The 23104-nt window shown below is 68.6% G+C and carries 19 protein-coding genes; 14 read left to right on the top strand and 5 right to left on the bottom strand.

Going from position 1 to position 23104, the window contains the following annotated elements; genetic code table 11:
• Positions 1 to 27: 27 nt before the first annotated feature.
• Entirely contained in the window at positions 28 to 825 is a 798-nt protein-coding gene (locus AACH06_RS10950) for a beta/gamma crystallin-related protein (RefSeq protein WP_341425712.1), read from the top strand.
• Between the two features lie 29 nt (positions 826 to 854).
• On the opposite strand, the gene AACH06_RS10945 is transcribed toward AACH06_RS10950, so the two are convergent.
• Together AACH06_RS10945 and AACH06_RS10940 are read right to left on the bottom strand one after the other, a co-directional pair.
• Positions 855 to 1343 carry a disulfide bond formation protein B gene (locus AACH06_RS10945; protein WP_341425711.1) on the bottom strand — a complete coding sequence of 163 codons (489 nt, stop codon included), beginning with the start codon at positions 1341 to 1343 and terminating at the stop codon, positions 855 to 857.
• A gap of 12 nt (positions 1344 to 1355) precedes the next feature.
• Positions 1356 to 1817: a RidA family protein gene (locus AACH06_RS10940; RefSeq protein WP_341425710.1), complete on the bottom strand. Its 462-nt coding sequence runs from the start codon at positions 1815 to 1817 to the stop codon at positions 1356 to 1358.
• Positions 1818 to 1865: 48 nt separating this feature from the next.
• On the opposite strand from AACH06_RS10940, the gene AACH06_RS10935 reads away from it, so the two are divergent.
• From AACH06_RS10935 to AACH06_RS10910, 7 genes are all read left to right on the top strand, one after another.
• Positions 1866 to 4340, top strand: coding sequence for a DNA internalization-related competence protein ComEC/Rec2 (locus AACH06_RS10935; protein WP_341425709.1), 2475 nt, complete (start codon positions 1866 to 1868; stop codon positions 4338 to 4340).
• Between the two features lie 16 nt (positions 4341 to 4356).
• Positions 4357 to 5892 carry a circularly permuted type 2 ATP-grasp protein gene (locus tag AACH06_RS10930; protein WP_341425708.1) on the top strand — a complete coding sequence of 512 codons (1536 nt, stop codon included), beginning with the start codon at positions 4357 to 4359 and terminating at the stop codon, positions 5890 to 5892.
• 104 nt (positions 5893 to 5996) lie between these two features.
• Positions 5997 to 6143, top strand: a complete 147-nt coding sequence (locus AACH06_RS30170) for an alpha-E domain-containing protein (protein ID WP_423222014.1) — start codon at positions 5997 to 5999, stop codon at positions 6141 to 6143.
• Positions 6143 to 7099, top strand: a complete 957-nt coding sequence (locus tag AACH06_RS10925; RefSeq protein WP_341425707.1) for an alpha-E domain-containing protein — start codon at positions 6143 to 6145, stop codon at positions 7097 to 7099. Before AACH06_RS30170 ends, AACH06_RS10925 begins: the two co-directional genes overlap by 1 nt.
• A gap of 167 nt (positions 7100 to 7266) precedes the next feature.
• The gene (locus AACH06_RS10920) at positions 7267 to 10839 is read left to right on the top strand and encodes a transglutaminase family protein (RefSeq protein WP_341425706.1); all 3573 of its coding nucleotides are present in this window, start codon (positions 7267 to 7269) and stop codon (positions 10837 to 10839) included.
• A gap of 131 nt (positions 10840 to 10970) precedes the next feature.
• Complete coding sequence (locus AACH06_RS10915) at positions 10971 to 13625, top strand: circularly permuted type 2 ATP-grasp protein (protein ID WP_341425705.1); 2655 nt, start codon at positions 10971 to 10973, stop codon at positions 13623 to 13625.
• A gap of 35 nt (positions 13626 to 13660) precedes the next feature.
• A complete protein-coding gene (locus AACH06_RS10910; protein WP_341425704.1) occupies positions 13661 to 14683 on the top strand; it encodes a transglutaminase family protein in 1023 nt (340 codons plus the stop codon).
• A 44-nt stretch (positions 14684 to 14727) separates the two neighbouring features.
• On the opposite strand, the gene AACH06_RS10905 is transcribed toward AACH06_RS10910, so the two are convergent.
• The 3 genes from AACH06_RS10905 to AACH06_RS10895 all read right to left on the bottom strand — a co-directional run bounded on the left by AACH06_RS10905 (position 14728) and on the right by AACH06_RS10895 (position 16899).
• Positions 14728 to 15351 (bottom strand): hypothetical protein, encoded by a 624-nt coding sequence (locus AACH06_RS10905; RefSeq protein WP_341425703.1) that lies wholly within the window; start codon positions 15349 to 15351, stop codon positions 14728 to 14730.
• 226 nt (positions 15352 to 15577) lie between these two features.
• Positions 15578 to 16159, bottom strand: a complete 582-nt coding sequence (locus AACH06_RS10900) for a LexA family protein (RefSeq protein ID WP_341425702.1) — start codon at positions 16157 to 16159, stop codon at positions 15578 to 15580.
• A 329-nt stretch (positions 16160 to 16488) separates the two neighbouring features.
• The gene (locus AACH06_RS10895; RefSeq protein ID WP_341425701.1) at positions 16489 to 16899 is read right to left on the bottom strand and encodes a hypothetical protein; all 411 of its coding nucleotides are present in this window, start codon (positions 16897 to 16899) and stop codon (positions 16489 to 16491) included.
• A gap of 145 nt (positions 16900 to 17044) precedes the next feature.
• Between AACH06_RS10895 and AACH06_RS10890 the strand changes: the two genes are divergently transcribed.
• The 6 genes from AACH06_RS10890 to AACH06_RS10865 all read left to right on the top strand — a co-directional run bounded on the left by AACH06_RS10890 (position 17045) and on the right by AACH06_RS10865 (position 23008).
• Positions 17045 to 17446 carry a hypothetical protein gene (locus tag AACH06_RS10890; protein ID WP_341425700.1) on the top strand — a complete coding sequence of 134 codons (402 nt, stop codon included), beginning with the start codon at positions 17045 to 17047 and terminating at the stop codon, positions 17444 to 17446.
• Between the two features lie 185 nt (positions 17447 to 17631).
• On the top strand, positions 17632 to 19692 hold the full coding sequence (locus AACH06_RS10885) for a TonB-dependent receptor (RefSeq protein WP_341425699.1): 2061 nt from the start codon (positions 17632 to 17634) through the stop codon (positions 19690 to 19692).
• Positions 19693 to 19804: 112 nt separating this feature from the next.
• On the top strand, positions 19805 to 20395 hold the full coding sequence (locus tag AACH06_RS10880) for a DUF3299 domain-containing protein (protein WP_341425698.1): 591 nt from the start codon (positions 19805 to 19807) through the stop codon (positions 20393 to 20395).
• Entirely contained in the window at positions 20392 to 20997 is a 606-nt protein-coding gene (locus AACH06_RS10875; protein ID WP_341425697.1) for a ZrgA family zinc uptake protein, read from the top strand. The genes AACH06_RS10880 and AACH06_RS10875 overlap by 4 nt, the downstream gene beginning before the upstream one ends.
• A complete protein-coding gene (locus AACH06_RS10870; protein WP_341425696.1) occupies positions 20994 to 21722 on the top strand; it encodes an ATP-binding cassette domain-containing protein in 729 nt (242 codons plus the stop codon). Before AACH06_RS10875 ends, AACH06_RS10870 begins: the two co-directional genes overlap by 4 nt.
• The gene (locus AACH06_RS10865) at positions 21719 to 23008 is read left to right on the top strand and encodes an ABC transporter permease (protein WP_341425695.1); all 1290 of its coding nucleotides are present in this window, start codon (positions 21719 to 21721) and stop codon (positions 23006 to 23008) included. Before AACH06_RS10870 ends, AACH06_RS10865 begins: the two co-directional genes overlap by 4 nt.
• Positions 23009 to 23104 lie beyond the last annotated feature (96 nt).

The following is a 23104-nucleotide window of genomic DNA, read 5'->3' as shown; positions in this document are numbered from 1 at the left end:
CCTCTGTGCAGCTTCTTGGAGATGACGATGAGCACCACTTTGAAGACGGCGTTGGTCTTGACGGCCGCAGCCATCCTCGCCGGCCACGCCGCTGCTGAGGCGACCTTCTACCAGCGCGAATCGTTCAACGGGCGCGCCTTCAGCACGTACAGCCCAGTGTCCAACCTGGCGCGCTATGGGTTGAACGATCGGGCGTCGTCGGTGATCGTCGACCGCCAGCGCTACGAGGTCTGCGACGACGCGAACTACCGCGGCCGCTGCGTGGTGCTGCGGCCCGGCAGCTACCCTTCGCTGTCGGCCATGGGCCTGAACAACAGTGTCAGCTCGGTGCGCCCGATCAGCTGGGACACCCGCATTGATGATGGCCGCTACGCGCCTCCGCCCGTCGTGGTGCACGACTATCGCCGCCGCGGGGGCGAAGCCCTCTACCAAGCCAGGGTGGTGGCTGTCAGGGCGGTGGTGGGCCCCCCGGAGCAACGCTGCTGGATCGAGCGCGAACGGGTGCCCGATGGCCCCAACGTGGGCGGCGCGGTCGTGGGCGCGGTGCTGGGGGGCATCCTGGGCCATCAGATCGGCGCGGGCACCGGGCGAGACGTGGCCACGGTGGGCGGCGCAGTGGCGGGTGCGGCCATCGGGGCCCAGGTCGACGATGGCCGCCCCAACACGACGCGTGTCCAGCGCTGTGCCACCGTTCGGGCCGATGAGCGGCCTGACTACTGGGACGTGATTTATGTATTCCGCGGCACGGAGCACCACGTCCAGATGCAGAGCCCGCCCGGCCGCAGCGTGACGGTCAACCGGTACGGCGAGCCCCGCGAGGCTTGAGCCTCAGCGGCCGGCCGCCGTGCCGGCCGTCAAACGCGCGCTTCGCGGATCACCTGAACGCAAGCTGCCGCGCACAGCAGGAAGACCAGCAGGCTCCAGATTGCGTAGGGGACGCCCAGCAGCGACACGGCGGCTTCAGCGCAGGACGCCATCGGGGCAAAGACCTCGGGCGCCACGTCGTACAGACCGAGTGATTGCATGATGCGATCGGCCAGCGTCAGGTCGCAACTGGCGCTCTTGGCGGCCACGAACTGCTGCCACAGTGCCGCGGCCATCCCGCAGAACGTGAACAAAAGGCCACCCAGCGCCAGGACACGGCGCACCCCGCTGGAGCCAATCAGCAGCCCCAGCAGCGCAAACACCCCGATCACCAGAAAGATCAGACGCTGCAGCGTGCACCAGGGGCACGGTTGCATGTCGAACTTGTACTGCGAGACCAGCGCCAACCCCACCGAGCCGAAGCACAGCAAGGCGATCAGCCCGAACAACACGGCTGGGCGACGAAGCAAACCATCCATCGTCAACTCACTTCACGGCTTCAGTTCAGCGATCATCTCGATCTCGACGCAGGCGCCCAGCGGGATCTGGGCCACGCCGAAGGCGCTGCGCGCATGGGCGCCGACCTGCGGACCGAACACCTCGCCGATCAGCTCCGAGCACCCATTGGTCACCAGATGCTGTTCTGTGAAGGTGGGCGCCGAGTTCACCAGGCTCATCAGCTTCACGATGCGCGCCACACGATCGAGGTCGCCCACGGCGGCCTTCAGCGTGCCCATCAGATCGATGGCCACGGCGCGTGCGGCGGCCTTGCCTTCTTCGGTGCCCATCGTCAGGCCCAGTTGCCCCACCCAGGGCTTGCCGTCTTTCTTGGCGATGTGGCCCGAGAGAAAGACCAGCGAGCCGGTCTGGACGAAGGGCACATAGGCGGCAGCGGGCACGGCGACGGGTGGCAGCTCGATGCCAAGCGCCTGCAGACGAGCGGCAACAGACATGGGTTTCTCCGGTAAGTCATTGATTCGGCGGGCATCCTACACTGGGGCATGCAGGGGGAGGCGATCGCGGTGCTGGCGCTGGCATGGCTGGCGGGCAGTGCCTTGCAGTTGCAGCAGGCCAACTTGTGGCCTGCCGGCCTTTACCTCGCCATCGGCCTCGCCGGATTGCCGTTGCTGGTCATCGTGCTGTGGGCGTCGCGCCGATGGTGCTCGTCTGCTCACCGAGTGCGGGGCGCCGCCTGTCTGGCACTGATGGCCGTTGCCACGGGCGCCGTGGCGTTCGCGCAGGCTGGGTGGCGGGGCGGTGAGCGCGTGGCGCAGATCCTGCCGGCCGACCTGGAGGGCCGAGACCTCATCGTCACCGGGCGCGTGGTCGGCCTGCCGCAGATCGATGCCGAGGGTGTGCACTTCTTGTTCGAGCCCGATGCTGCGGGCGACACCGGGGCTGCCCGTGTCGAGTTGCCGCCCAGAATTCGGCTCGCATGGCCACGTGATGGGTCCGGCTTGGCACCGCGCGTGCAGGCGGGCGAGCGTTGGGAGTTGCCCGTCCGGCTCAAGCAGCCGCATGGCGCCGCCAACCCGAACGGCTTCGATGCGGAGCTCTATCTCTTCGAGCAAGGCATAGGCGCCACCGGCAGCGTGCGGGCTGCCGCGCCCACCGACCCTCAGCGCATGGATCGACCGCGCTGGTGGCGGCCTGAAGAGCAACTGGATGCCGCCCGCCAGCGTTGGCGCGATGCCGTGCTGCTGAAGGTGGACAGGCCCGATGTGGCCGGCGTGCTGGCCGCGTTGACGGTCGGCGACCAGTCGGCCATCGACACACCCGGTTGGGCGCTCTTCCGACAAACCGGTGTGGCCCACCTGATGAGCATCAGTGGCCTGCACATCACCTTGTTCGCCTGGCTGGCCGGTGGCCTGATCGGATGGGCCTGGCGGCAGAGCGGGCGGCTCGTCTTGTGGTGGCCGGCGCCCCTGGCCGCGCGGTGCGGCGGGGTGCTGGCGGCCTGGGCCTACGCCGGTGTGGCGGGCTGGGGCGTGCCGGCGCAGCGCACGGTGTGGATGTTGGCGCTGACGGTGGGGCTGCGCCAACTGGGCGGGGGGTGGCCACCCCTGCTGGTGTGCCTGCTGGCCGGCGCGGTGGTGATCGCGCTCGATCCTTGGGCGCTGCTGCAACCGGGGTTCTGGCTGTCGTTCTTTGCGGTGGCGATGTTGATGGCCAGCCAGGCGGCGCCCCTTGGCGAGGCAGAAGACTCGGGCTGGCGCGGGCGAGCGTGGGCGATGGCCAAGGGCGCGTGGCGGCAGCAGATGGTGGCCACGCTGGGGCTGGCGCCTTTGACCTTGCTGCTGTTCCAGCAGGTGTCGCTGATCGGGTGGGTTGCCAACCTGGTGGCGGTGCCGTGGGTGACGTTGGTCGTGACCCCGCTCGCCCTGGCGGGCCTGGTCTGGTCGGGCTTCTGGGTGGCGGCTGGTGGGGCCTTGCAGCCGCTGTTGGCGACACTGGAATGGCTGAGCGGGTGGCCTTGGGCCGTGTGGTCGGCGCCCGCGGCGTCGGCCTGGGCTGCGGCCCTGGGGTTGTGGGGTGGCGCACTCATCGTGCTGCCACTGCCTTGGCGCGCCCGGCTGGCAGGGTTGCCCTTGCTGCTGCCCTTGATCTGGCCGGCTGTCCAGCGGCCGGCCGAAGGGGCGTTCGAGCTGGTGGCGGCCGACGTGGGGCAGGGCAGTGCCATCCTCGTGCGCACGCGGCAGCACCTGCTGCTGCACGACACCGGGCCGGCCTACGGCCAGGACAACGACGCCGGGCAGCGGGTGCTGCTGCCCTTGCTGCGGGCCCGCGGCGAGTCGCGAATCGACCGGCTGGTCATCAGCCACCGCGATACCGACCATGTGGGGGGCGCCCAGGCCATTGTCTCGGCGGTGCCGGTGGTTGAGCTGCGCACGGGTCTGGAGCCCGGTCACCCCTTGCGCCAGGCGCGGGGCGTAGGCGGCGAGGTGGTGCCTCATGTCGATTGCGAGGCGGGTCAGTCCTGGCACTGGGATGGGGTGACGTTCGAGGTGCTTCACCCCCCGGCGGGTTGGTGGCGGCCGGGCATCAAGCCCAATGCCATGAGCTGCGTGGTCAGGGTGCAGGACGCGGCTGGCCGAAGCGCTCTGCTCACCGGCGATATCGAGGCCGACCAGGAGCGGGCGCTGGTCGAGCGCTACGGCAGCGCGCTGCACAGCGACATCCTGCTCGTGCCCCACCATGGCAGCCAAACGTCGTCGACCGCGGCTTTCCTGGCCGCCGTGCGGCCCGCCCAGGCGGTGGTGCAGGTGGGTTACCGCAGCCGATTTGGCCATCCCCACCCCGCCATCCTGGCTCGTTATGCGGGTGAAGGCATCTCCGTGGTGCGAACGGATCACTGCGGTGCATGGCAATGGCAGCCAGACGGTGCATCATGCACACGGGCCGTGCGCCAGCGATACTGGCACTGGCGGGCCCCGGCATCGTTGCCCGCGGGTGGTGCGGTTGTTGCTAGTCCTTGAGCCGAGGAGAGCTGGAATGACGAGACCGAGCTTCGACGAGATGCATGCGACCAGCGCCACGGTGCGCGAGCATTACAAGACCTACGACCGCTGGCTGGCGCAGCAGCCGCGCGACATGATGAAGCAGCGGCGCGAGGAGGCCGAAGTCATCTTCCGTCGGGTGGGCATCACCTTCGCCGTGTATGGCGACAAGGACGACGGCGAGGGCACCGAGCGCCTCATTCCGTTCGACCTGATCCCGCGGGTGATTCCCGCGCACGAATGGCGCGAGATGGAAAAGGGCCTGCGCCAGCGGGTGACGGCGCTCAACCGTTTCATCCACGACGTCTACCACGATCAGGAGATCCTCAAGGCCGGCATCGTCCCGAAAGACCAGATCCTGACCAACGCGCAGTTCCGCCCCGAGATGATCGGCGTGAATGTGCCGAACAACATCTATTCGCACATCGCCGGAATCGACATCGTGCGGGCGGCCAATGCGGACGGGACGGGCAGCTACTACGTGCTGGAAGACAACCTGCGCGTGCCCAGCGGCGTGAGCTACATGCTCGAAGACCGCAAGATGATGATGCGGCTGTTCCCCGAGCTGTTCAGCGAGAACCGGATCGCGCCGGTGGCGCACTACCCCGATCTGCTGCTCGAAACCCTGCGCAGCGTGGCGCCACAGGGCGTGAACGAGCCGACGGTGGTGGTGCTCACCCCGGGCATGTACAACTCGGCCTACTTCGAGCATGCCTTCCTGGCGCAGCAGATGGGGGTCGAGCTGGTCGAAGGCCAGGACCTGTTCGTCAAGGACAACTTCGTCTTCATGCGCACCACGCAGGGGCCCAAGCGGGTGGACGTGATCTACCGCCGCATCGACGATGATTTCCTCGACCCGAAGGTCTTCCGGCCCAACTCCACGCTGGGGTGTGCCGGCCTGCTCGAAGCCTACAAGGCAGGCAACGTCACGCTGTGCAATGCGGTCGGCACGGGCATCGCTGACGACAAGTCGATCTACCCCTACGTGCCCAAGATGATCGAGTTCTACCTGGGGGAGAAGCCGATCCTCAGCAACGTGCCGACTTACCAGTGCCGAGAAGCGGGTGACCTGCAGTACGTGCTCGCCCACCTGCCCGACCTGGTCGTGAAGGAGGTCCACGGCGCTGGCGGTTACGGCATGTTGGTCGGCCCGGCCGCCACCAAAGATGAGATCGCCAAGTTCCGCGAGCACCTCATCGCGAACCCCAGCAACTACATTGCCCAGCCGACCCTGAGCCTGTCGACCTGCCCCACCTTCGTCGAATCGGGCATCGCTCCGCGGCACATCGACCTGCGTCCCTTCGTGCTGTCGGGCACCGAGGTGCAGACGGTGCCTGGTGGCCTGACCCGTGTCGCGCTGAAGGAAGGCTCGCTCGTCGTCAACTCGTCTCAAGGTGGCGGCACCAAGGACACCTGGGTGCTGGAGGACGGCCCCAGCTGGCAGACCCAGAGCCAGAGCCAGAGCCAGACCGGGCAGAGCCAAAGCCAGAGTCAGAGCCAAGGCGGCCAAAGCCAAAGCCAACGCGCCTGATCGGGAGGACAAGACATGCTTTCACGCACGGCAGACCATTTGTGCTGGATGAAGCGGCACGCGCCAGCGTGCGCGGTGTTTTCGGCCATGGGGAGGGACGAGTAATGCTTTCGCGCACGGCAGACCATTTGTTCTGGATGGCCCGGTATATGGAGCGGGCCGTTCTGGCGCGCAGCGCCAGCGGCGAAGCCAACATAACGCGGCACGCGCCAGCGTGCGCGGTGTTTTCGGCCATGGGGAGGGGCGAGTAATGCTTTCGCGCACGGCAGACCATTTGTTCTGGATGGCCCGGTATATGGAGCGGGCCGAAAACACCGCGCGGATGCTGGATGTGAACTACCAGACGGCCTTGCTGCCTCAATCGGCCGCCGTGGCCGAGCAGGGCTGGCAGGGCTTGCTGAGCATCAGCGAGTTGACCCGCGACTACACCGAGCGCTATGGCGCCATTCATCCGCGGCAGGTGATGTCGTTCATGGTGAAGGACGAACGCAATCCGTCGTCCATCCTCAGCTGCCTGCGCGCGGCGCGTGAGAACGCGCGCGCCGTGCGCGGCACCTTGACCACCGAAGTGTGGGAGACCACCAACCAGACCTGGCTCGAGTTCAACCGCATGCTGGTCGACGGCTCCCTCACGCGCGATCCGGCGAGCCTGTTCGAATGGGTGAAGTTCCGCTCGCACCTGAGCCGCGGCGTCACGGTGGGCACCATGCTGCAGGACGAGGCCTTCCACTTCATCCGCATCGGCTCGTTCCTCGAGCGGGCCGACAACACCGCCCGCTTGCTGGATGTGAAGTTCCACGCCGTGCAGAGCGACTTCTATGGCGCCGCCGACGAGCGCGACAGCGAGTACGACTTCTATCACTGGTCGGCGATCCTGCGATCGGTCTCGGGCTTCGAGGTCTACCGCAAGGTCTATCGCAATGTCATCCAGCCCGAGAAGGTGGCCGAGTTGCTGATCCTGCGCCATGACATGCCTCGGTCGCTGGCGGCTTGCATGAACGAGGTGGTCACCAACCTGAAGCTGGTGGCCAACGAGCAGTCGGCAGACACCCAGCGCCGCGCGGGCCGGTTGCAGGCCGATCTTCAGTACGGACGCATCGACGAAATCCTCTCGACCGGGCTGCACGCCTACCTCACCCAGTTCCTGGATCGCGTCGGCGATCTGGGCATGGGCATCAGCCGCGACTTCCTGGTGGCGGCGCACTGACATCGGCGACAAATGTCGTGCCGCCTGCGCCGCAGCGCGCGGGTGGCCCGAGCGTCTGCCAACGATCCTCTCACGCCAGGCTCGGCCGCAGCGGCCGTGCCACCCAACGGGTGATGCGGCGCGGTTGCCGCGCACTTGACCCACACCGACTCTGAAAGGGACGGACCGTGTCGATCCACGTCGCTCTGAAGCACGTCACGCACTACAAGTACGACCGCCGCGTGGGCCTGTCGCCGCAGGTGGTTCGTCTGCGGCCGGCACCGCACTGCCGCACACCGATCCTGTCGTACTCGCAAAAGATCGAGCCGGGTGATCACTTCATCAACTGGCAGCAGGATCCGTTCGCCAACTACCTGGCTCGACTGGTCTTTCCCGAGAAGACGACGGAGTTCAAGGTCACCATCGATCTGGTGGCCGAGATGTCGGTCTACAACCCGTTCGACTTCTTTCTCGAACCCGGCGCCGAGACCTTTCCGTTCGGCTACGACGAGGGTCTGGCGCGTGAGCTGGCACCGTATCTCGTCACCGAGACACCGACGCCCGCCTTTGAGGCGTTCCTGGCCACGATCGATCGCCAGCCCGCGCGCACGATCGACTTTCTGGTCGGGCTGAACCAGCGGCTGCAGCAGCAGATCAGCTACCTCATCCGCATGGAACCGGGTGTTCAGACGCCGGAAGAGACGCTCACCAAGGCCAGTGGCTCATGCCGGGACACCGGCTGGCTGCTGGTGCAGACCTTGCGGCACCTGGGCCTGGCGGCGCGCTTCGTGTCGGGCTACCTCATCCAGCTCGCGCCGGATGTGAAAGCGCTCGATGGGCCGAGCGGCACGGAAGTCGATTTCACGGATCTGCATGCCTGGTGCGAGGTCTACCTGCCGGGCGCCGGTTGGATCGGCCTGGACCCGACCTCCGGCCTGCTGGCCGGCGAGGGCCACATCCCGCTGGCCTGCACGCCGCAGCCATCGAGCGCGGCGCCCGTCAGCGGTGCGGTGGATGAGTGCGAGGTCATGTTCGGCCACGAGATGCAGGTGACGCGCATCTGGGAGTCGCCGCGTGTCACCAAGCCCTACACCGAAGACCAATGGGCCCATGTGCTGCGGCTGGGCGATCAGGTCGATGCCGCCCTGGTCGCCGGCGACGTGCGGCTCACGATGGGCGGCGAGCCGACCTTCGTTTCGGTGGACGATCGCGATGGCGCCGAATGGAACACCGACGCGCTCGGGCCCACCAAGCGCATGTACGCGCAAGACCTGGTCCATCGGCTGCGGGCCGAATACGGGCAGGGCGGCTTCCTGCACTTCGGCCAGGGCAAGTGGTACCCGGGTGAGCAGTTGCCGCGCTGGGCCCTTTCGATCTATTGGCGGGCCGATGGGCAGCCCTGCTGGCAGGACCCGGCGCTGTTCGCCGACGAGCGGCACCCGCACGCCTACACCAGCGCTGACGCCAAACGCTTCATCACGGCGCTCACCCAGCGACTGGGCCTCGACAGCCGGTATCTGCAGACCGGCTATGAAGACACCTGGTACTACCTGTGGCGTGAGCGACGTCTGCCCGTCAATGTCGACCCTTTCGACGCCAAGCTCGACGACGAACTCGAGCGCGTGCGCCTGCGCCGCGTGTTCGACCAGGGGCTGGACCACGAAGTGGGCTATGTGCTGCCGATCAAGCGGGCCGAGTCTGCGCCGTCGGGCCAGCCTGCGCTGGCCGGTGCACGATGGGAGACCGGTCCCTGGTTCTTCCGCGATGAGCGCATGTACCTGGTGCCCGGCGATTCGCCGATGGGCTACCGGCTGCCGCTCGATTCGCTGCCGTGGGTGAGCAAAACCGAGTACCCCTATCTGCACGAGCACGACCCCTTCGCCCCCCGCGATGCCTTGCCGGGCCACGCCAGCCTGCGTGCGCAGTACGGCGGCGGCTATGCCCCTCACCGCGAAGGCGGTGGGTTCGCTGAAGGAGGGGTGGTGGGCCTGCAGGGCACCGGTTGGAGCGAGGCCTCGGCAGGGCAGGGCGCCGCCGCTGACGATGCCACCGCTGCAGCCACCGGCGCGGGTGCCGGCAGCCGGGCCCTGGGCTTGTCGGAAGCCAGCGGCCGTGGTGCCGTCGGGCCCGGCGCCAGCACGAGCGCGATCGCCGGGCCAAGAGGCGTGCCGGATCGTCACCAGAGCGCGCACTGGATCACCCGTACGGCGTTGTGCGTCGAAGCCCGTGACCCTCGCCGGGCCAATGGCCCCAAAGCTGAAGCGGTGGGCCAAGCCACCGGCGTGCTCTATGTCTTCATGCCGCCGCTGCAGGCCTTGGAGGACTACCTCGAGCTGTTGGCCGCCGTGGAGGCCACCGCAGCCGAGCTGAAGGTGCAGATCGTGCTTGAGGGCTATCCGCCGCCGCGCGACCCGCGCCTGAAGCTGCTGCAGGTCACGCCCGACCCCGGGGTGATCGAGGTCAACATCCACCCGGCACACAGCTGGGGTGAGCTGGTCCAGCACACCGAGTTCCTCTACGACGCGGCGTTCCAGTCGCGCCTGTCCACCGAGAAGTTCATGCTCGATGGCCGCCACACCGGCACCGGTGGCGGCAACCACCTCGTGCTGGGAGGCGCGACGCCAGCCGATTCACCGTTCCTGCGGCGGCCGGATCTGCTGGCCTCGCTGCTGGCGTACTGGCACAACCATCCGTCGCTGAGCTATCTGTTCTCCGGCCTGTTCATCGGCCCCACCAGCCAGGCGCCCCGGGTGGACGAGGCCCGCAACGATCAGCTGCGCGAGCTGGAAATCGCGCTGGGCGAGATCGACAAGGCCGCACAGCAGCACGGCGAGCACATGCCGCCGTGGCTGGTGGACCGCACGCTGCGCAATGTGCTGGTCGATGTGACGGGCAACACCCACCGCAGCGAGTTCTGCATCGACAAGCTCTACTCGCCCGATTCGTCCACCGGCCGTCTGGGGCTGCTGGAGTTGCGCGCCTTCGAGATGCCGCCGCATGCCCGCATGAGCATCGTGCAGCAGCTGTTGCTGCGCGCCCTGGTGGCGCGGTTCTGGAACGAGCCCTACCGGGCCGAGCTGGTGCGCTGGGGCACCGAGCTGCACGACCGTTTCCTGCTGCCGTCTTTCGTCAAGATGGATTTCGACGACGTGCTCGAAGACATGGGCCGCAACGGCTTCGAGTTCGACACCGCCTGGTTCGCGCCGCACTTCGAATTCCGCTTCCCGAAGATCGGTGAGCTCACGTCGCGCGGCGTTCACCTCACTTTGCGCAATGCCTTGGAGCCTTGGCACGTCATGGGCGAGGAGGGCGCCACCGGCGGCACGGTGCGTTACGTGGACTCGTCGCTCGAGCGCATCGAGATCCATGTGAGTGGCCTGGTCGATCCGCGGCACCGGGTGGCGGTGAACGGCGTGGCCTTGCCGCTGCAACCCACCGGGCGGGTGGGCGAGTACGTGGCCGGCGTGCGCTACCGGGCCTGGGAGCTGCCCTCGGCGCTGCACCCGACCATCGGTGCCCACGCACCGTTGACGATCGATCTCATCGACACCTGGATGAGCCGGTCGCTGGCCGGTTGCCAGTACCACGTGGCCCACCCTGGGGGGCGCAACTACGTCACCTTCCCGGTCAATGCCTATGAGGCGGAGAGCCGCCGCTTGGCGCGCTTCTTCCCGATGGGGCACACGGCCGGCCGGGTCGAGGTGCCGCCGCCGCAGCGCAGCCTGGAGTTTCCCTTCACCCTCGATTTGCGGAAAGTGTGATCGACCGCCGCCGCCTTGGCTGATCGGCCCCGCACCGACGGGCGCGAGACGCTGGGGCTGCGGCCGGTTTCGCCCCCGCGAAGGGCCGCCCCGGATGCCTGCGACCCGCGGCCCAGGCATCATTGATACCCATGTCAACGAATCTGCCACCGTCTTCCGAGCCGCTGCGCCAAAGCAGCCTGCTGCCGGACGACCTGCCGCAGCCCGCCTTGCTGGCGGCTGCGGCGGCGCTGCAGGGCACCGAGGGCCATTACGACGAGCTGCATGGCCGCCTGAATGCCCCCGGTGCGCCGCGCACCACCCTGGCGCCGCTGTGGCGCGACTTCTTCGACGCCAGCGGGACGGCCGGCTGGCAAGACCTGGGCACCCGCGCCCAGCGCGTGCAGCGCCGCGTGCAGGAAGACGGCGCCACCTACAACATCTACTCGGCCGAAGGCCCGAAGGATGCGAGCCGCCAGTGGCCACTGGAGCTGCTGCCGGTGCTGATCGGGGCCGACGAGTGGCCGATGATCGAAGCCGGCGTCGCCCAGCGCGCCAGGTTGCTCAACGCCACCTTGGCCGATGTGTACGGCGAGCGCCGCCTGCTGGACGAAGGGCTGCTGCCGCCGTCGCTGGTGCTGGGCCATCCGCAGTACCTTCGCCCCATGCATGGCGTGCGGCCGCGCGGCGGCGTGCATCTGCATGTCTGCGCGTTCGATCTGTCGCGCGGGCCGGATGGCGGCTGGTGGGTGCTGGGCCAGCGCTGCCAGGCGCCCTCGGGCCTGGGTTACCTGCTGGAAAACCGGCTGATCATCGCGCAACAGTTTCCCGAGGCCTTCCGCCATCTGCGGGTGCAGCGGGTGGCTTCCAGTTTCCAGACGCTGTTGCAGGGGTTGTTGAGGCTGTCGCCGGCCGGCGAACGCTCGCGCGTCGTGCTGCTGACGCCCGGCCCCCACAACGAGACCTACTTCGAGCAGGTCTTCCTGGCGCGCTATCTGGGGCTCACGCTGGTGGAGGGCAGCGACCTCACCGTGCGCAACAACCGCCTCTACCTCAAGACCCTGCACGGTCTGGAGCGGGTGCATGTGCTGCTGCGCCGGGTGGACGACGACTACCTCGATCCGCTGGAGCTGCGGCCCGATTCGGCGCTCGGCGTGCCCGGGCTGCTGCAGGCGCTGCGCGCGGGCGAGGTCGTGGTGGCCAACGCGCCCGGCGCGGGCTGGCTCGAGAGCCCGGGGCTGGCTGCCTTCTGGCCTGCGGTGTGCGAGAAGCTGCTGGGTGAGCCTTTGCGTCTGCCGGCGACCACCAGCTGGTGGTGCGGTGAAGAGGCCGTGTGGACCGAGCTGGCACCCCGGCTCGCCGAGTTCGTCGTGGCGCCCACCTTCCCGTCGAACAGCGGTTTGGCCAGTGGCACCCCCACCAGTGGGTTCGCGCCGCTGGTGGCGGCGGCGCTGGCCCCGGGTGCCCGCCAGACGCTGCAAGGCCGCATCGAAGCGGACCCGGCGGCGCACACGCTGCAGGCACGGGTGCGCCCGAGTGAAACGCCCGTGTGGCGCGATGGTGCACTGGAGCCTCGTGCCGCTGTGCTGCGGCTGTTTGCGATCAGCGATGGGGCCGGGGGCTGGCGGGTGCTGCCGGGCGGCCTGGCCCGTGTCAGCCATCGGCGTGACGGGGCGCACGATCCGTGGCTGAGCATGCAGCGCGGCAGCGCCAGCGCGGACACCTGGGTCCAGACCGAGGGCGAGATCGACACCACGAGCCTGCTGCCCAAGCCGCTCACCGCCGCCGATCTGGCCGGCTGGCATCGCACGGTGACGAGCCGCTCGGCCGAGAACCTCTTCTGGCTGGGCCGCTACACCGAACGTGCCGAGAACACCGTGCGCCTGGCGCGGCTCACCCTTGAATCGCTCACCGGCAGCTTCATCCACGGCGCGTCGCCGTCGGTGCTGCGGGTGCTGGATTCACTCGCGCGGCGCCACGGCCTCGTCGGCCCCGGTGTGCCTTCGCCCGAGCAGAGCTTGCGTGTCTTCGAGCGATCATTGGTCTATGCGCTGGGCGACGACGAGTCCAGCACCAGCGTCGCGTTCAACCTGAAGGCCTTGCGCGGCTGCGCTCAGGCGCTGCGCGAGCGGTTGTCTCAAGAGCACTGGACGCTGATCCACGACGTGGGCGACCAATTCCGTGAGCACTACGAGCAGGTGATGCAAAGCCCGGCCAACGAGCCGCTGGCCGATGCCTTGGCGGTGCTCGCGCGGGTCACCACACACTTGGCGGCGATCACCGGTGCGCAGACCGACCGCATGACGCGCGATGACGGCTGGCGCCTGCTGAGCGTGGGCCGACAGATCGAGCGCCTGGACTTTCTCGCCAACGCGCTCGCCACGGCCTTCGAGAATGGCCTGCACAAGCGCGACGATGGCTTCGCGCTGCTGCTGGGCCTGTTCGACTCGACCATCACCTACCGAGCGCAGTTCCAGGCCCGCCGCGAAGTGCCGCCGTTGCTGCACTTGCTGGTGCACGACACCGACAACCCTCGCTCACTCGGGTGGGTGGCCCGCACGATGCGCGAGCGCTTCGTGAAGCTGGCCCGCCACGAGCCGTTGTGGGCGCACGAACTGGCGCAGACCCTGCCGCGCCCGGAAGACTGGCCGCTGGATCTGATGTCTGCCCCGGATGATGCGGGCGGGCATGGGCCACTGGTCGCGGCGCTGCGCGATTGCAGCGTCCAGGCGCTGGCCCTGTCCGATGCGCTGGGCCGGCGGCTCTTCTCGCATGTGGGTGCGGTCGATCGGGCGGTGTGGCAATGAGCGGCGGCGAAGGGGCCCCGGTGGCAGAGACCGGGATGACATCGGCCCTGCCGTCGGCGGGCGAGCCGGGAGGCGCGCCGATCGCTGCCGACCGCGTGTGGCTCAAGGTCACCCACGACACTTGCTACAACTACGACGCCTCCGTCGAGCTGGCGCACCACATGGCGCACCTCTCACCGCGCGACACGCCCGCCCAGCAGGTGCGCGGCTGGCGGCTCAGCATCGACCCGCCGCCGGACGAATGGCTGCAAGGCCGCCCCGTGGACGACGGGGGTGTGCCGATGGGGCAATCGAGCCTGGATTGCTGGGGCAACCGGCGGGTGGCGTTCAGCCACGCCCGGGTGCATGAGCGGCTGCAGGTGCGCAGCAGCTTCGAGGCAGGGATCCTGCCCGCGGCGCCGCCTGATCCGGCACGCAGCCCACCGTGGGAAGAGGTGGCGCAGCAACTGCGCTACCACGCGGGCTCGGTGCGTTCGGAGGCGGTGGAGTTCACCATCCCGTCGGCCTATGCGCCGCGCGATCCTTCGCTCGCGGCGTTGGGTCGCGAAGCCTTCTCGCTGGGTGTGTCGGTGGCGGGCGGTGCGCTCACGCTGATGCAACTGATCCACGAGCGCTTCACTTACGAGCCCCATGCCACCGATGTGGCCACCCGCGCGCCCGAGGCGCTGGCCGAGATGAGAGGGGTCTGCCAGGACTTCGCCCACGTGATGATCGGCGCCTGCCGGTCGCTGGGTTTGTCGGCGCGCTATGTCAGCGGCTATCTGCTCACTCAGCCGCCGCCGGGGCAGGCCCGCCTGGTGGGGGCCGATGCCAGCCACGCGTGGGTGCAGGTGTGGTGTCCCCTCCAGGGCTGGATCGCACTCGACCCCACCAACGCCGTGCCCGCCGGCACCGGCCACGTCACGCTCGCATGGGGGCGCGACTATGCCGATGTGGCGCCGCTGCGCGGCGTGATCCGGGGCGGTGGCCGCGCGCTGCCGCGTGTGGGCGTGACGGTGGAGCCGTTGTCGTCATGGGCTCCCTCGCCATCGGGGGCAGCGCCGGCCACCGAGGGGTGACCTGGGCACCATCGCCGCTGGCCGGCGGCGATGGTGCATCAGCCTCAGTTCACGGGTTGCTGGTCGCGGTCGGTCGGCTGTGCCAGTGTGCCGTCCTTGCGGTAGCGCACCGGGGCGGCTTCAGCTTCCTTCATCGCGGCCTGCTTGGTTTCTTCCCAGTCGGCCAGGGCTTTTTCGGCCAGGCCTTGCGGCAAGCAGGTGCCGAGCTTGGCGATGCGGGTGTTGCCCTTGGCGATCCAGTTGCCATAGGCGCCGTCTTCGACCCACTCATTCCAGTGACCGAAGCCCTCGTCCTTGGTGGTCACCAATTCCACCTGCATCGCATCCTTGCCCTGGCCCTTCCAGAAGTCGCCGATCATGAAGATCTGATCGCCCTCTTGCCGCCACAGGCCGATCCAGCGGTTGTAGGTGGTCGAATACCAAAGCCCCGTCGTGTTGCTGCCCTGGACGGGCCCCTGCACAAAGCAAATGTTCTGAGTGGCCCATTGGTTGTGCGTGTTCGAGGTGTCGTCGTAGAAGGTGATGGAGTAGAGCGTGCCCGGCGCGGCCACTTGGTCGACAGCCGGGAAGTGCTGCGGCGTGGCGTGCGCCACCCCGACCGTGGCGCCGGCGAAGGCCAGGCAACCCAGGATGCGCTTCAGGGCGAAGAGGCGAAGATCAGCTTTCATGGTCGTGTCCCTTGTGTCAGCGCCGGTGTGGCGCGATGTCCCCATGGGAGTGACACGGGCCGATCTGGGCGGGGATTCGTCCACGATCGCGACTGCCGTCACTCCCTGCTTGAAAGGACGGCATCGGGATCACGAAACCGGACACGGCCCCCTAACGATGGGGGGCAGGGGAAACCAGCGGTGGCGGCCCACGCGAGGCCCCGCCGGCATCCCGTGCGGTGCCCTGTCAGTGCGGGTAGCGCCTGAACGAGCCGACCACCACGCCCAGCACCTCGAAAGGGGGCGGGCGCTGCAACTCGATCGTGTCGCCCGCTGGCATGGGGGCTGGTGGATCGTCCATGTCGTCGTGGGCCAGGTAGCGCACCGAGGTGCGGCCATCGACCATCGCCACCACGATGTCCCCCGGCCTGGGCCGCCGTGTGGCTTCGAGGACGACCACATCGCCATCCAGCAGGCCGGCGTCGCGCATGTCGTCGCCTTGCACCACGCAGTAGCAGGCGCGGTCGGCGTGTTCGAGCAGATAGTCTTCCAGGTTCAGCGTCGGGCCTGTGCCGGCGCGATAGGCCTGCATCGAGCGGTCGACCGAGTCGTGCGACAGCACCGGTCGCGCGAAGAAGCTCGGCGTGGGCGCGACACGTCCATCGATCTGCTCCAGATAGCCGGCTTTGGTCAGCCGTCGCAGCACCTTGAGCACACCACTGGCCGATGCCAGGCCCAGCACCTGGGCCAGCTTGGCCATGGGCGGAAACACCTTGTGCCGGCGCCAATGCGCACGCAACGCGGCGAGGTGCCTGTCATCGGTCTTCATGGCGCCGCCTCCATCGGGGTGGGGCGGGTGGGCAGGGGGCGGCACCCCGGCGCTTCGGCGCGCCGTCGGGCGATCAATGCATCAATTTTTGTCATCAGGGCACCCATCACGGGCCTTTGGGCAGGACGGGTGACGTTCGCGATGCGCACGCGGCCCCGAGCCGAGTGCAACGGGCCGTCATGGCATCGTGGTCGTCACCCAGGGCGATGGCGCGAGAAGGGCGCCATGCCCGATCGACAGGCCGCCCGCAGGGGCGGCACGCAGTCCGCGCGTCGCCTCAGCGGCACGCGGCCCACAGCGCAGGGCGAGCAGGGCTGCGCCCGCGGTCGTCAGGCCTTCAGTGGTGGGGCGCGGGCTTGATAGGCCGCCAGCTCGGCGAGGGCGTGTCCCTCGGTGAGCGGGGCTGATGGTGTGGGTGTCCCCGGGGGAACGAAAACTGCCACCGGCGATGCCGTCGATGCCGTGGCATGCGCCAGTTGATGCATCAACCGGCACAGTGCGGAGCCGGGGTCGTGTGATGCACTGGCCTCCAGCACATGGCGGCCCCAGGTGTTGTCGGCGGCAGCGGCCACCGCCGTACCGTGACCCCCGGCGCGAGGCGCCAGGCCCTCTGCCTCGCCGTGTGCCACTTCGTGCAGCAACGCCAGCCCTTGCGAGGCGAGCATGGCCCACAGCGTCAGGCTCAGCAGCCAACGCAGGGACCGGCTTCGCAAGGTGAGGGTGGCGGGTTGGGCACGCACGGCGCGATCATACGGTGCGGGTCGGCGCCGGGGCAGGTGACGGACCCTGGTGCGTCGCGTCGGGCGCGCGACTCAGGGCCTCGCATGCGCGTCTGCGCTGCCCCTTTGCAACGATCGGTTCAAACTCGGGCCGTATGATGGCGGCGTGAGCAGTCGACGATTCGGTGCCGCCCTGGCGCCCTCCACCCACAGACCATGGCTGGTGGCCCTGGTGCTGTCGGCGCTGCTCAGCACGCAATGGCTGGCCTTGCTGCACGACCTCGGTCACGCCAATGGGCGGCTCAGCGACGGGCCCGGCGCAGTGTCGGCGTCGTCGTCGTCGCCTGGCGTGCTCCGCTCGGTCGTCGAAGCCGCTTCGGATCACATTGAAGGCGCGGCGCTGTGCCAGCTGTTCCAACAGTTGGCACAACCGGCCCCGCCGGCGATGGTGGTCGTGCAGGCGCTGGAACGCGAGTCGTTCCCCGAGCCGAGCCTGGCGCCATCGGGCGGCCGAACCGCGCCCCCGGTTGATGCCTACCGCGCACGTGCGCCTCCCCTGCAGGCCTGACCTCGTCTGACCTCGCTGCGGGCTTGGATGGCCGCAGGCGATGGCCCTTGCTGTTCCCGTGCCGAGAGCATGCGCCTGCTGACGCGTGCCCGCACGGGCATGGCCGCCGCGTGAGCGGCATTCCTTGAACTGCGCTGGATCGGTGAGATCGCCGGTCCGGTGCGCCTGTGCGCTTTTCCTTTCTCATGAACAACGAATTCCTCACCGTGCGTCCTCGCGCGGTTGCCGTCGCTGCGGCCTGTGCCTTGGTCTCCAACACGATGTGGGCCCAGTCGGCCAGCATGACGGCCGGCGCGGCCAGCCAGACGGTGGTCGTCACCGGCAACCCGCTGGGCAACGAAGACCTCACCGCCCCTGCCTCCACGCTCAGCGGTGACAAGCTCACGCTGCGCCGCGGCGGCTCGCTGGGCGAGACGCTCGATGGCTTGCCCGGCGTCTCGGCCACCTACTTCGGCCCCAATGCCAACAGGCCGGTCATCCGCGGACAAGATGGGGATCGCATCCGGGTGCTCAGCAATGCCGGCGCGTCGCTCGACGCATCCAGCCTCAGCTTCGACCACGCCGTGCCCATCGATCCGCTGGTGGTCGAACGCATCGAGGTGCTGCGTGGCCCGGCCGCCTTGCTCTATGGCGGCAGTGCGGTGGGCGGTGTGGTCAACGCGATCGACAACCGCATCCCGAGCGACGCGATCCAGGGCGTCAAGGGCGCCGTCGAGGGCAGGCTGGGCGGGGCTGCCAACGAGCGGGGCGTGAGCGGCCTGGTGGAAACCGGTGGCGACGGTTTTGCGCTGCACGCCGATGCGTTCTGGCGCAAGACCGATGACCTGCGCGTGCCGGAGTTCGATCGTCCGCTGGACGACGGCACCACCGAACGCCGCGATCGCGTGAGCGATTCCGCCGGCGAGGCCAAGGGCGGTGCCGTGGGCGGCTCGGCGGTCTGGCAGCACGGCCACCTGGGAGCGTCGGTCGACACCTACCGCAACAACTACGGCGCGGTGGCCGAGGAGGGCATCGTCATCCACATGAAACGCGACAAGTTCGCGCTGGCCGGCGAGGTGCGCGACCTCGGCACCTTCATCACCACCGTGCGCGGCCAGCTGGGCTACACCGACTACCAGCACCAGGAGGTCGAGGCCACCGGCGAAATCGGCACCACCTTCAAGAACAAGGGCACCGACTTCCGCCTGGAGGCCATCCATGCCAAACAAGCGTTCGGCGGCGGCGAGCTGGAGGGTGTCTGGGGCCTGCAAGGCGAGAGCTCGAAGTTCGAGGCGCTCGGCGAAGAGGGCTTCGTCCCCACAACCCAGAGCCGGCAACTGGCGCTGTTCGCGGTGGAGCAGTGGGCCGTTTCCCGATCGACCCGCCTGAGCGCAGGACTGCGGTATGAAAACGCCCAGGTGGACTCGGATGGCGACCCGGCGGACGCCGTCGAGCCCAAGTTCGGCCCGGCGCGTGAACGCAGCTTCTCGCCGCTGAATGCATCGCTGGGCCTGGTGCATCAATGGAGCCCGCAGTGGCAGCTGTCGGCCAACGGCAGCTTCACCGAGCGCGCCCCGGTGAGCTACGAGCTCTATGCCAACGGCGTGCACGCGGCCACGGGCACCTTCGAGCGCGGCGACGTCGATCTGGCCAAGGAGCGGGGCCGCCACCTGGACCTGGGCTTGCAATGGAAGCGCGGTGAAGACCGCGCCAAGATCAGCGCCTTCTACAGCCGCTTCAGCAACTACATCGTTCTGCAGGCCACGGGTGAGCCGGATGTGGTGGATGGCGACGAGAGCTTCCCGGTGTATGCCTTCCGCGGCGTGCCGGCGCAGTTGTATGGCCTGGAGCTGGAGGGCCAGGTGCGTCTGCTCGACGCCGCTTCCAAGCTGGATCTCGATGGCCATGCCGATTGGGTGCGCGGCACCGACCGTGCCACGGGTGAGCCGCTGCCGCGCCTGGCGCCGGTGCGCATGACGGTGGGCCTGAACTGGCAGATGGGCGATTGGTCGGCGCGCGCCGAAGTGCAGCACGCTGAGAAGCAGACGCGCGTGCCCGATGACGACACCGCCACGCCCAGCTGGACGATCGTCAACCTCGCGGCCAGCTACCGCATTCGGCTGGGCGAGCGTGACGGCCTGCTCTTTGCAAAGGTGAACAACCTCACCAACGAGCTGGCCTACAACGCCTCGACGATCGCCACCGTGCGGCCGCTGTCACCGCTGCCTGGGCGCGCGCTGATGGCCGGGTTGCGGGTGTCGTTCTGACCGCGCAGCGGGCCGTGTGTGCCACCTCGAACGGCACGCCGCTGCAACGGGGCCAAGGGGCGGGCCGGGGAAAGGCCCGCCCCTCGCGGCGTCGAACTCAAGGAATCGAGCGATGAACAGAATCGCGTTCTCTGGCTGGGTGAGGGGCAGCGTCACCTTGGCGGCGTGCCTCGGGTTGGTTGGCCCATCGAGCCCCTGGGCGGCGGGGGTCGCCCCAGCCGACGCCGGGGCCAAGCCGGCCAGCTACCGCGAGGCCAAATGGGATGAGCTGATGCCCCCGGGCTGGGACCCGGCGAAGGACCTGCGGATCAACAACCTCGGCGTCTTGAGCGACAGTGACCCAAGGGTGGTGCAGATGATGCGCGAGCTGCGCCAGGCGCTGGACAACGCGCCCCTCAACCAGGCGATGGACGGTGCGGCCGTCCGGTTGCCAGGTTATGTGGTGCCGCTCGACGACACCCCTGCGGGCATGAAAGAGTTCCTGCTGGTGCCGTACTTCGGCGCGTGCATCCACACGCCGCCTCCACCGGCCAACCAGATCGTCCACGTCATCGTTCCGAAGCCCGCCAAGGGGTTGAAGATGATGGACGCCGTCTGGGTCAGTGGCACCTTGAAGGCGCAACGTGGCGATTCGGTCATGGGCGTCAGCGGCTACCAGATGGAGGCGGCGCAGATCGCACCGTACCAGGGGCCCGCGCGATGACCGCCGCGCTGATCAGCCCACCACCCGGCCGGCGACCATGGGCGCGTTTTCTGGCCGGCTTGCTGCTCGCCTGGATGGCCACCACCCTCGCGCCCCCAGCGTTAGCGGCCGGCCGGTCCCCGGCCCACCCCTCTGCTCACGCCCATTTGCATGGCCTGGCGCGGCTGGACGTGGCGGCCGAGCCTGGCCGACTGATCCTGCATCTTGAATCGCCCTTGGCCAGTGTGCTCGGATTTGAAAGGCCACCGCGCACCGACGCCGAGCGCGCGCTGGCCGATGCCGTCGTCGCTCGCCTGCGCAGCGGGGCGGTTTTTCGGGTCGATCCGGCGGCACAGTGCCGGCTGGCGCAGGCGGAGATCAGCTCGTCCGCGTTGAAGCTGGGCGCACCGTCCGTTCGCGACGCCGACGGCGCAGACGGCCACGCCGACATCGATGCCGATTACGACTTCGTTTGCGCTGCCGCCATCCTGCCGGCCTACGTCGATGTCGATCTGTTCGACTTCCAGCCCCTGCAGCAACTGCAGGTGCAGGTGGCCACCCCGCGCGCCCAGTTCCAACACGATTTGCGCCGCCCCAGCCGGCGGATCGAGCTGTCGCGATGAGCGCCCCGGTCATCGAGCTGCGTGGGCTGCGCTATGCGTGGCCGGGCGCGGGGCACGACTGCCTGGCCATCGACGCGTTGTCGCTCGATGCGGGCAGCACGCTGTTTCTGCATGGCCCGAGTGGGTGCGGAAAGAGCACGCTGTTGGGCCTGCTCGCGGGTGTGCTCCTGGCACGCGAGGGCACCGTGAGTCTGCTTGGCACGCCCTGGTCAGCGTGGTTAGGCGCCCGGCGCGATGGCGTGCGTGCCGACCATGTGGGCTACATCTTTCAGCAGTTCAATCTGCTGCCTTACCTGAGTGTGCTGGACAACGTGCTGTTGCCGTGCCGCCTGTCGTCGCTGCGCCGCGAGCGTGCCGTGCAGCGCAGTGGCTCGGTGCACGAGGCTGCGCATCGCCTGCTGCGCGACATCGGTCTGCCCCGCGGGCACTGGCAGCGCGCGGCGTCCCAACTTTCGGTGGGCCAGCAACAGCGGGTGGCGGCGGCACGCGCATTGATCGGCCAGCCTGACCTGGTGATCGCCGACGAGCCGACCTCGGCGCTCGATGCGGCGCTGCGCATCGACTTCATGGATCTGCTGCTCGGCGAATGCCGCGCGGCCGGCCGCGCGCTGGTGTTCGTCAGCCATGACGAGCGCCTGGCTGGTTTGTTCGATCGGCGCCTGTCGCTGCCCCACGTCAATCGCGCCCTGGTCGAAGGCCCGGCGACCGAAGGCGCCGTGTCATGAAGGCGATGTTGTTTCTAGCCGCCCGAAGTGCCTGGGCTCGCCGGGGCACGCTGTCGCTGGTGGTGCTGTCCGTGGCCTTGTCGACGCTGCTGCTGCTGGGGGTCGAGCGGTTGCGCGGCGATGTGCGGCAGAGCTTCTCGCAGTCGGTCAGCGGCACCGATCTGATCGTCGGCGCGCGCACCGGCCCGATCCAGTTGTTGCTGTACACCGTCTTTCGTGTGGGCGGCGCGACCCACAACATTCGCATGGACAGCCTGAAGGCGATCGCACAACACCGCGCGGTCGCCTGGGTGGTGCCGGTATCGCTGGGCGATTCGCACCGCGGCTACCCGGTGCTGGCCACCACGCCCGAGTACTTCGACCGGTTTCACTATGGCGATCGACAGCCGCTGGTGCTGTCGCAAGGGCGGCCGTTTGGCGGCGGCCATGGCCATGGCGACGCTGCGCAGGCCGAGCCATTCGGCTGCGTACTCGGTGCCGATGTGGCCGAAGTGCTGGGCTACCGGCTCGGGCAATCCGTGGTCTTGAGCCATGGCGATGGCGTGATCCCCGGCGCGGAGCACGGCGACCAGCCTTTTACCGTGGTGGGCATCCTTCGTCGAACGGGCACTCCGGTCGATCGCACGGTGCACATCAGCCTGCAAGCCATGCAGGCCATCCACATGGACTGGATGGCGGGCGTGCCCATACCCGGCGCGAAGCCCCAAGAGCTGCGCGCTGCCGATCTTCATCCTCATGAGGTGACGGCCGCGCTGGTGGGGCTGAAGAACCGCGTCGCGGTCTTCGCCGTGCAGCGAGCCGTGGCCGAGATGAGTGAAGAGCCGTTGATGGCCGTGTTGCCAGGGGTGGCGTTGGATGAGCTGTGGCAGGTGGTGGGTGCAGGAGAGCGGGCCTTGCTCGGCGTCTCTGCCTTGGTGGCCGTGGTCAGCCTGATGGGCTTGGTGGCGGTGGTGCTGGCCGGGTTGAACGAGCGGCGACGCGAGTTGGCCGTGTTGCGCGCGCTCGGCGCGGCACCTCGCCACATCTGGCTGATTCTCGCGGCCGAAGGCATGGGTGTGGCAGCTCTCGGTGTGGGCCTGGGCGTGGCCCTCACGGCGGCAGCCATCGTGGGCGGTCGCGCCTGGCTGCAGACGCACTATGGCCTGGGCCTCAGCATGGCAGCACCAACGTCCACCCAGTGGGCGATGCTGGCGGCCATCCTCGGTGCAGCCTGGGTGGCCAGCCTGATCCCCGGTTGGCGAGCCTACCGTCTGTCGCTGGCCGATGGGCTGACGCCGCGCTGTTGAGGCGTCAGCGGGCTCGGCGTGCGGGACCCTCCTCACCCTCCCAACCCGTCTTACGGCGACTCGTATTTGCAGCAGGGGCATGTCGCCGATAGATTT

This window comes from Ideonella lacteola (assembly GCF_038066555.1).
In the GTDB taxonomy this organism is placed as follows: Bacteria; Pseudomonadota; Gammaproteobacteria; order Burkholderiales; family Burkholderiaceae_C; genus Ideonella; species Ideonella lacteola.
The sequence above is the reverse complement of the archived record's forward strand: the minus strand, read 5'-3'. Positions and strand labels throughout refer to the sequence as shown.

What these genes read in the sequence shown, in the direction of transcription:
- AACH06_RS10950 (WP_341425712.1), top strand. Translation starts at nt 28, where the DNA reads ATGAGCACCACTTTGAAGACGGCGTTGGTCTTGACGGCCGCAGCCATC.
- AACH06_RS10945 (WP_341425711.1), bottom strand. Translation starts at nt 1,343, where the DNA reads ATGGATGGTTTGCTTCGTCGCCCAGCCGTGTTGTTCGGGCTGATCGCC.
- AACH06_RS10940 (WP_341425710.1), bottom strand. Translation starts at nt 1,817, where the DNA reads ATGTCTGTTGCCGCTCGTCTGCAGGCGCTTGGCATCGAGCTGCCACCC.
- AACH06_RS10935 (WP_341425709.1), top strand. Translation starts at nt 1,866, where the DNA reads ATGCAGGGGGAGGCGATCGCGGTGCTGGCGCTGGCATGGCTGGCGGGC.
- AACH06_RS10930 (WP_341425708.1), top strand. Translation starts at nt 4,357, where the DNA reads ATGACGAGACCGAGCTTCGACGAGATGCATGCGACCAGCGCCACGGTG.
- AACH06_RS30170 (WP_423222014.1), top strand. Translation starts at nt 5,997, where the DNA reads ATGCTTTCGCGCACGGCAGACCATTTGTTCTGGATGGCCCGGTATATG.
- AACH06_RS10925 (WP_341425707.1), top strand. Translation starts at nt 6,143, where the DNA reads ATGCTTTCGCGCACGGCAGACCATTTGTTCTGGATGGCCCGGTATATG.
- AACH06_RS10915 (WP_341425705.1), top strand. Translation starts at nt 10,971, where the DNA reads ATGTCAACGAATCTGCCACCGTCTTCCGAGCCGCTGCGCCAAAGCAGC.
- AACH06_RS10910 (WP_341425704.1), top strand. Translation starts at nt 13,661, where the DNA reads ATGACATCGGCCCTGCCGTCGGCGGGCGAGCCGGGAGGCGCGCCGATC.
- AACH06_RS10905 (WP_341425703.1), bottom strand. Translation starts at nt 15,351, where the DNA reads ATGAAAGCTGATCTTCGCCTCTTCGCCCTGAAGCGCATCCTGGGTTGC.
- AACH06_RS10900 (WP_341425702.1), bottom strand. Translation starts at nt 16,159, where the DNA reads ATGAAGACCGATGACAGGCACCTCGCCGCGTTGCGTGCGCATTGGCGC.
- AACH06_RS10885 (WP_341425699.1), top strand. Translation starts at nt 17,632, where the DNA reads ATGAACAACGAATTCCTCACCGTGCGTCCTCGCGCGGTTGCCGTCGCT.
- AACH06_RS10880 (WP_341425698.1), top strand. Translation starts at nt 19,805, where the DNA reads ATGAACAGAATCGCGTTCTCTGGCTGGGTGAGGGGCAGCGTCACCTTG.
- AACH06_RS10875 (WP_341425697.1), top strand. Translation starts at nt 20,392, where the DNA reads ATGACCGCCGCGCTGATCAGCCCACCACCCGGCCGGCGACCATGGGCG.
- AACH06_RS10870 (WP_341425696.1), top strand. Translation starts at nt 20,994, where the DNA reads ATGAGCGCCCCGGTCATCGAGCTGCGTGGGCTGCGCTATGCGTGGCCG.
- AACH06_RS10865 (WP_341425695.1), top strand. Translation starts at nt 21,719, where the DNA reads ATGAAGGCGATGTTGTTTCTAGCCGCCCGAAGTGCCTGGGCTCGCCGG.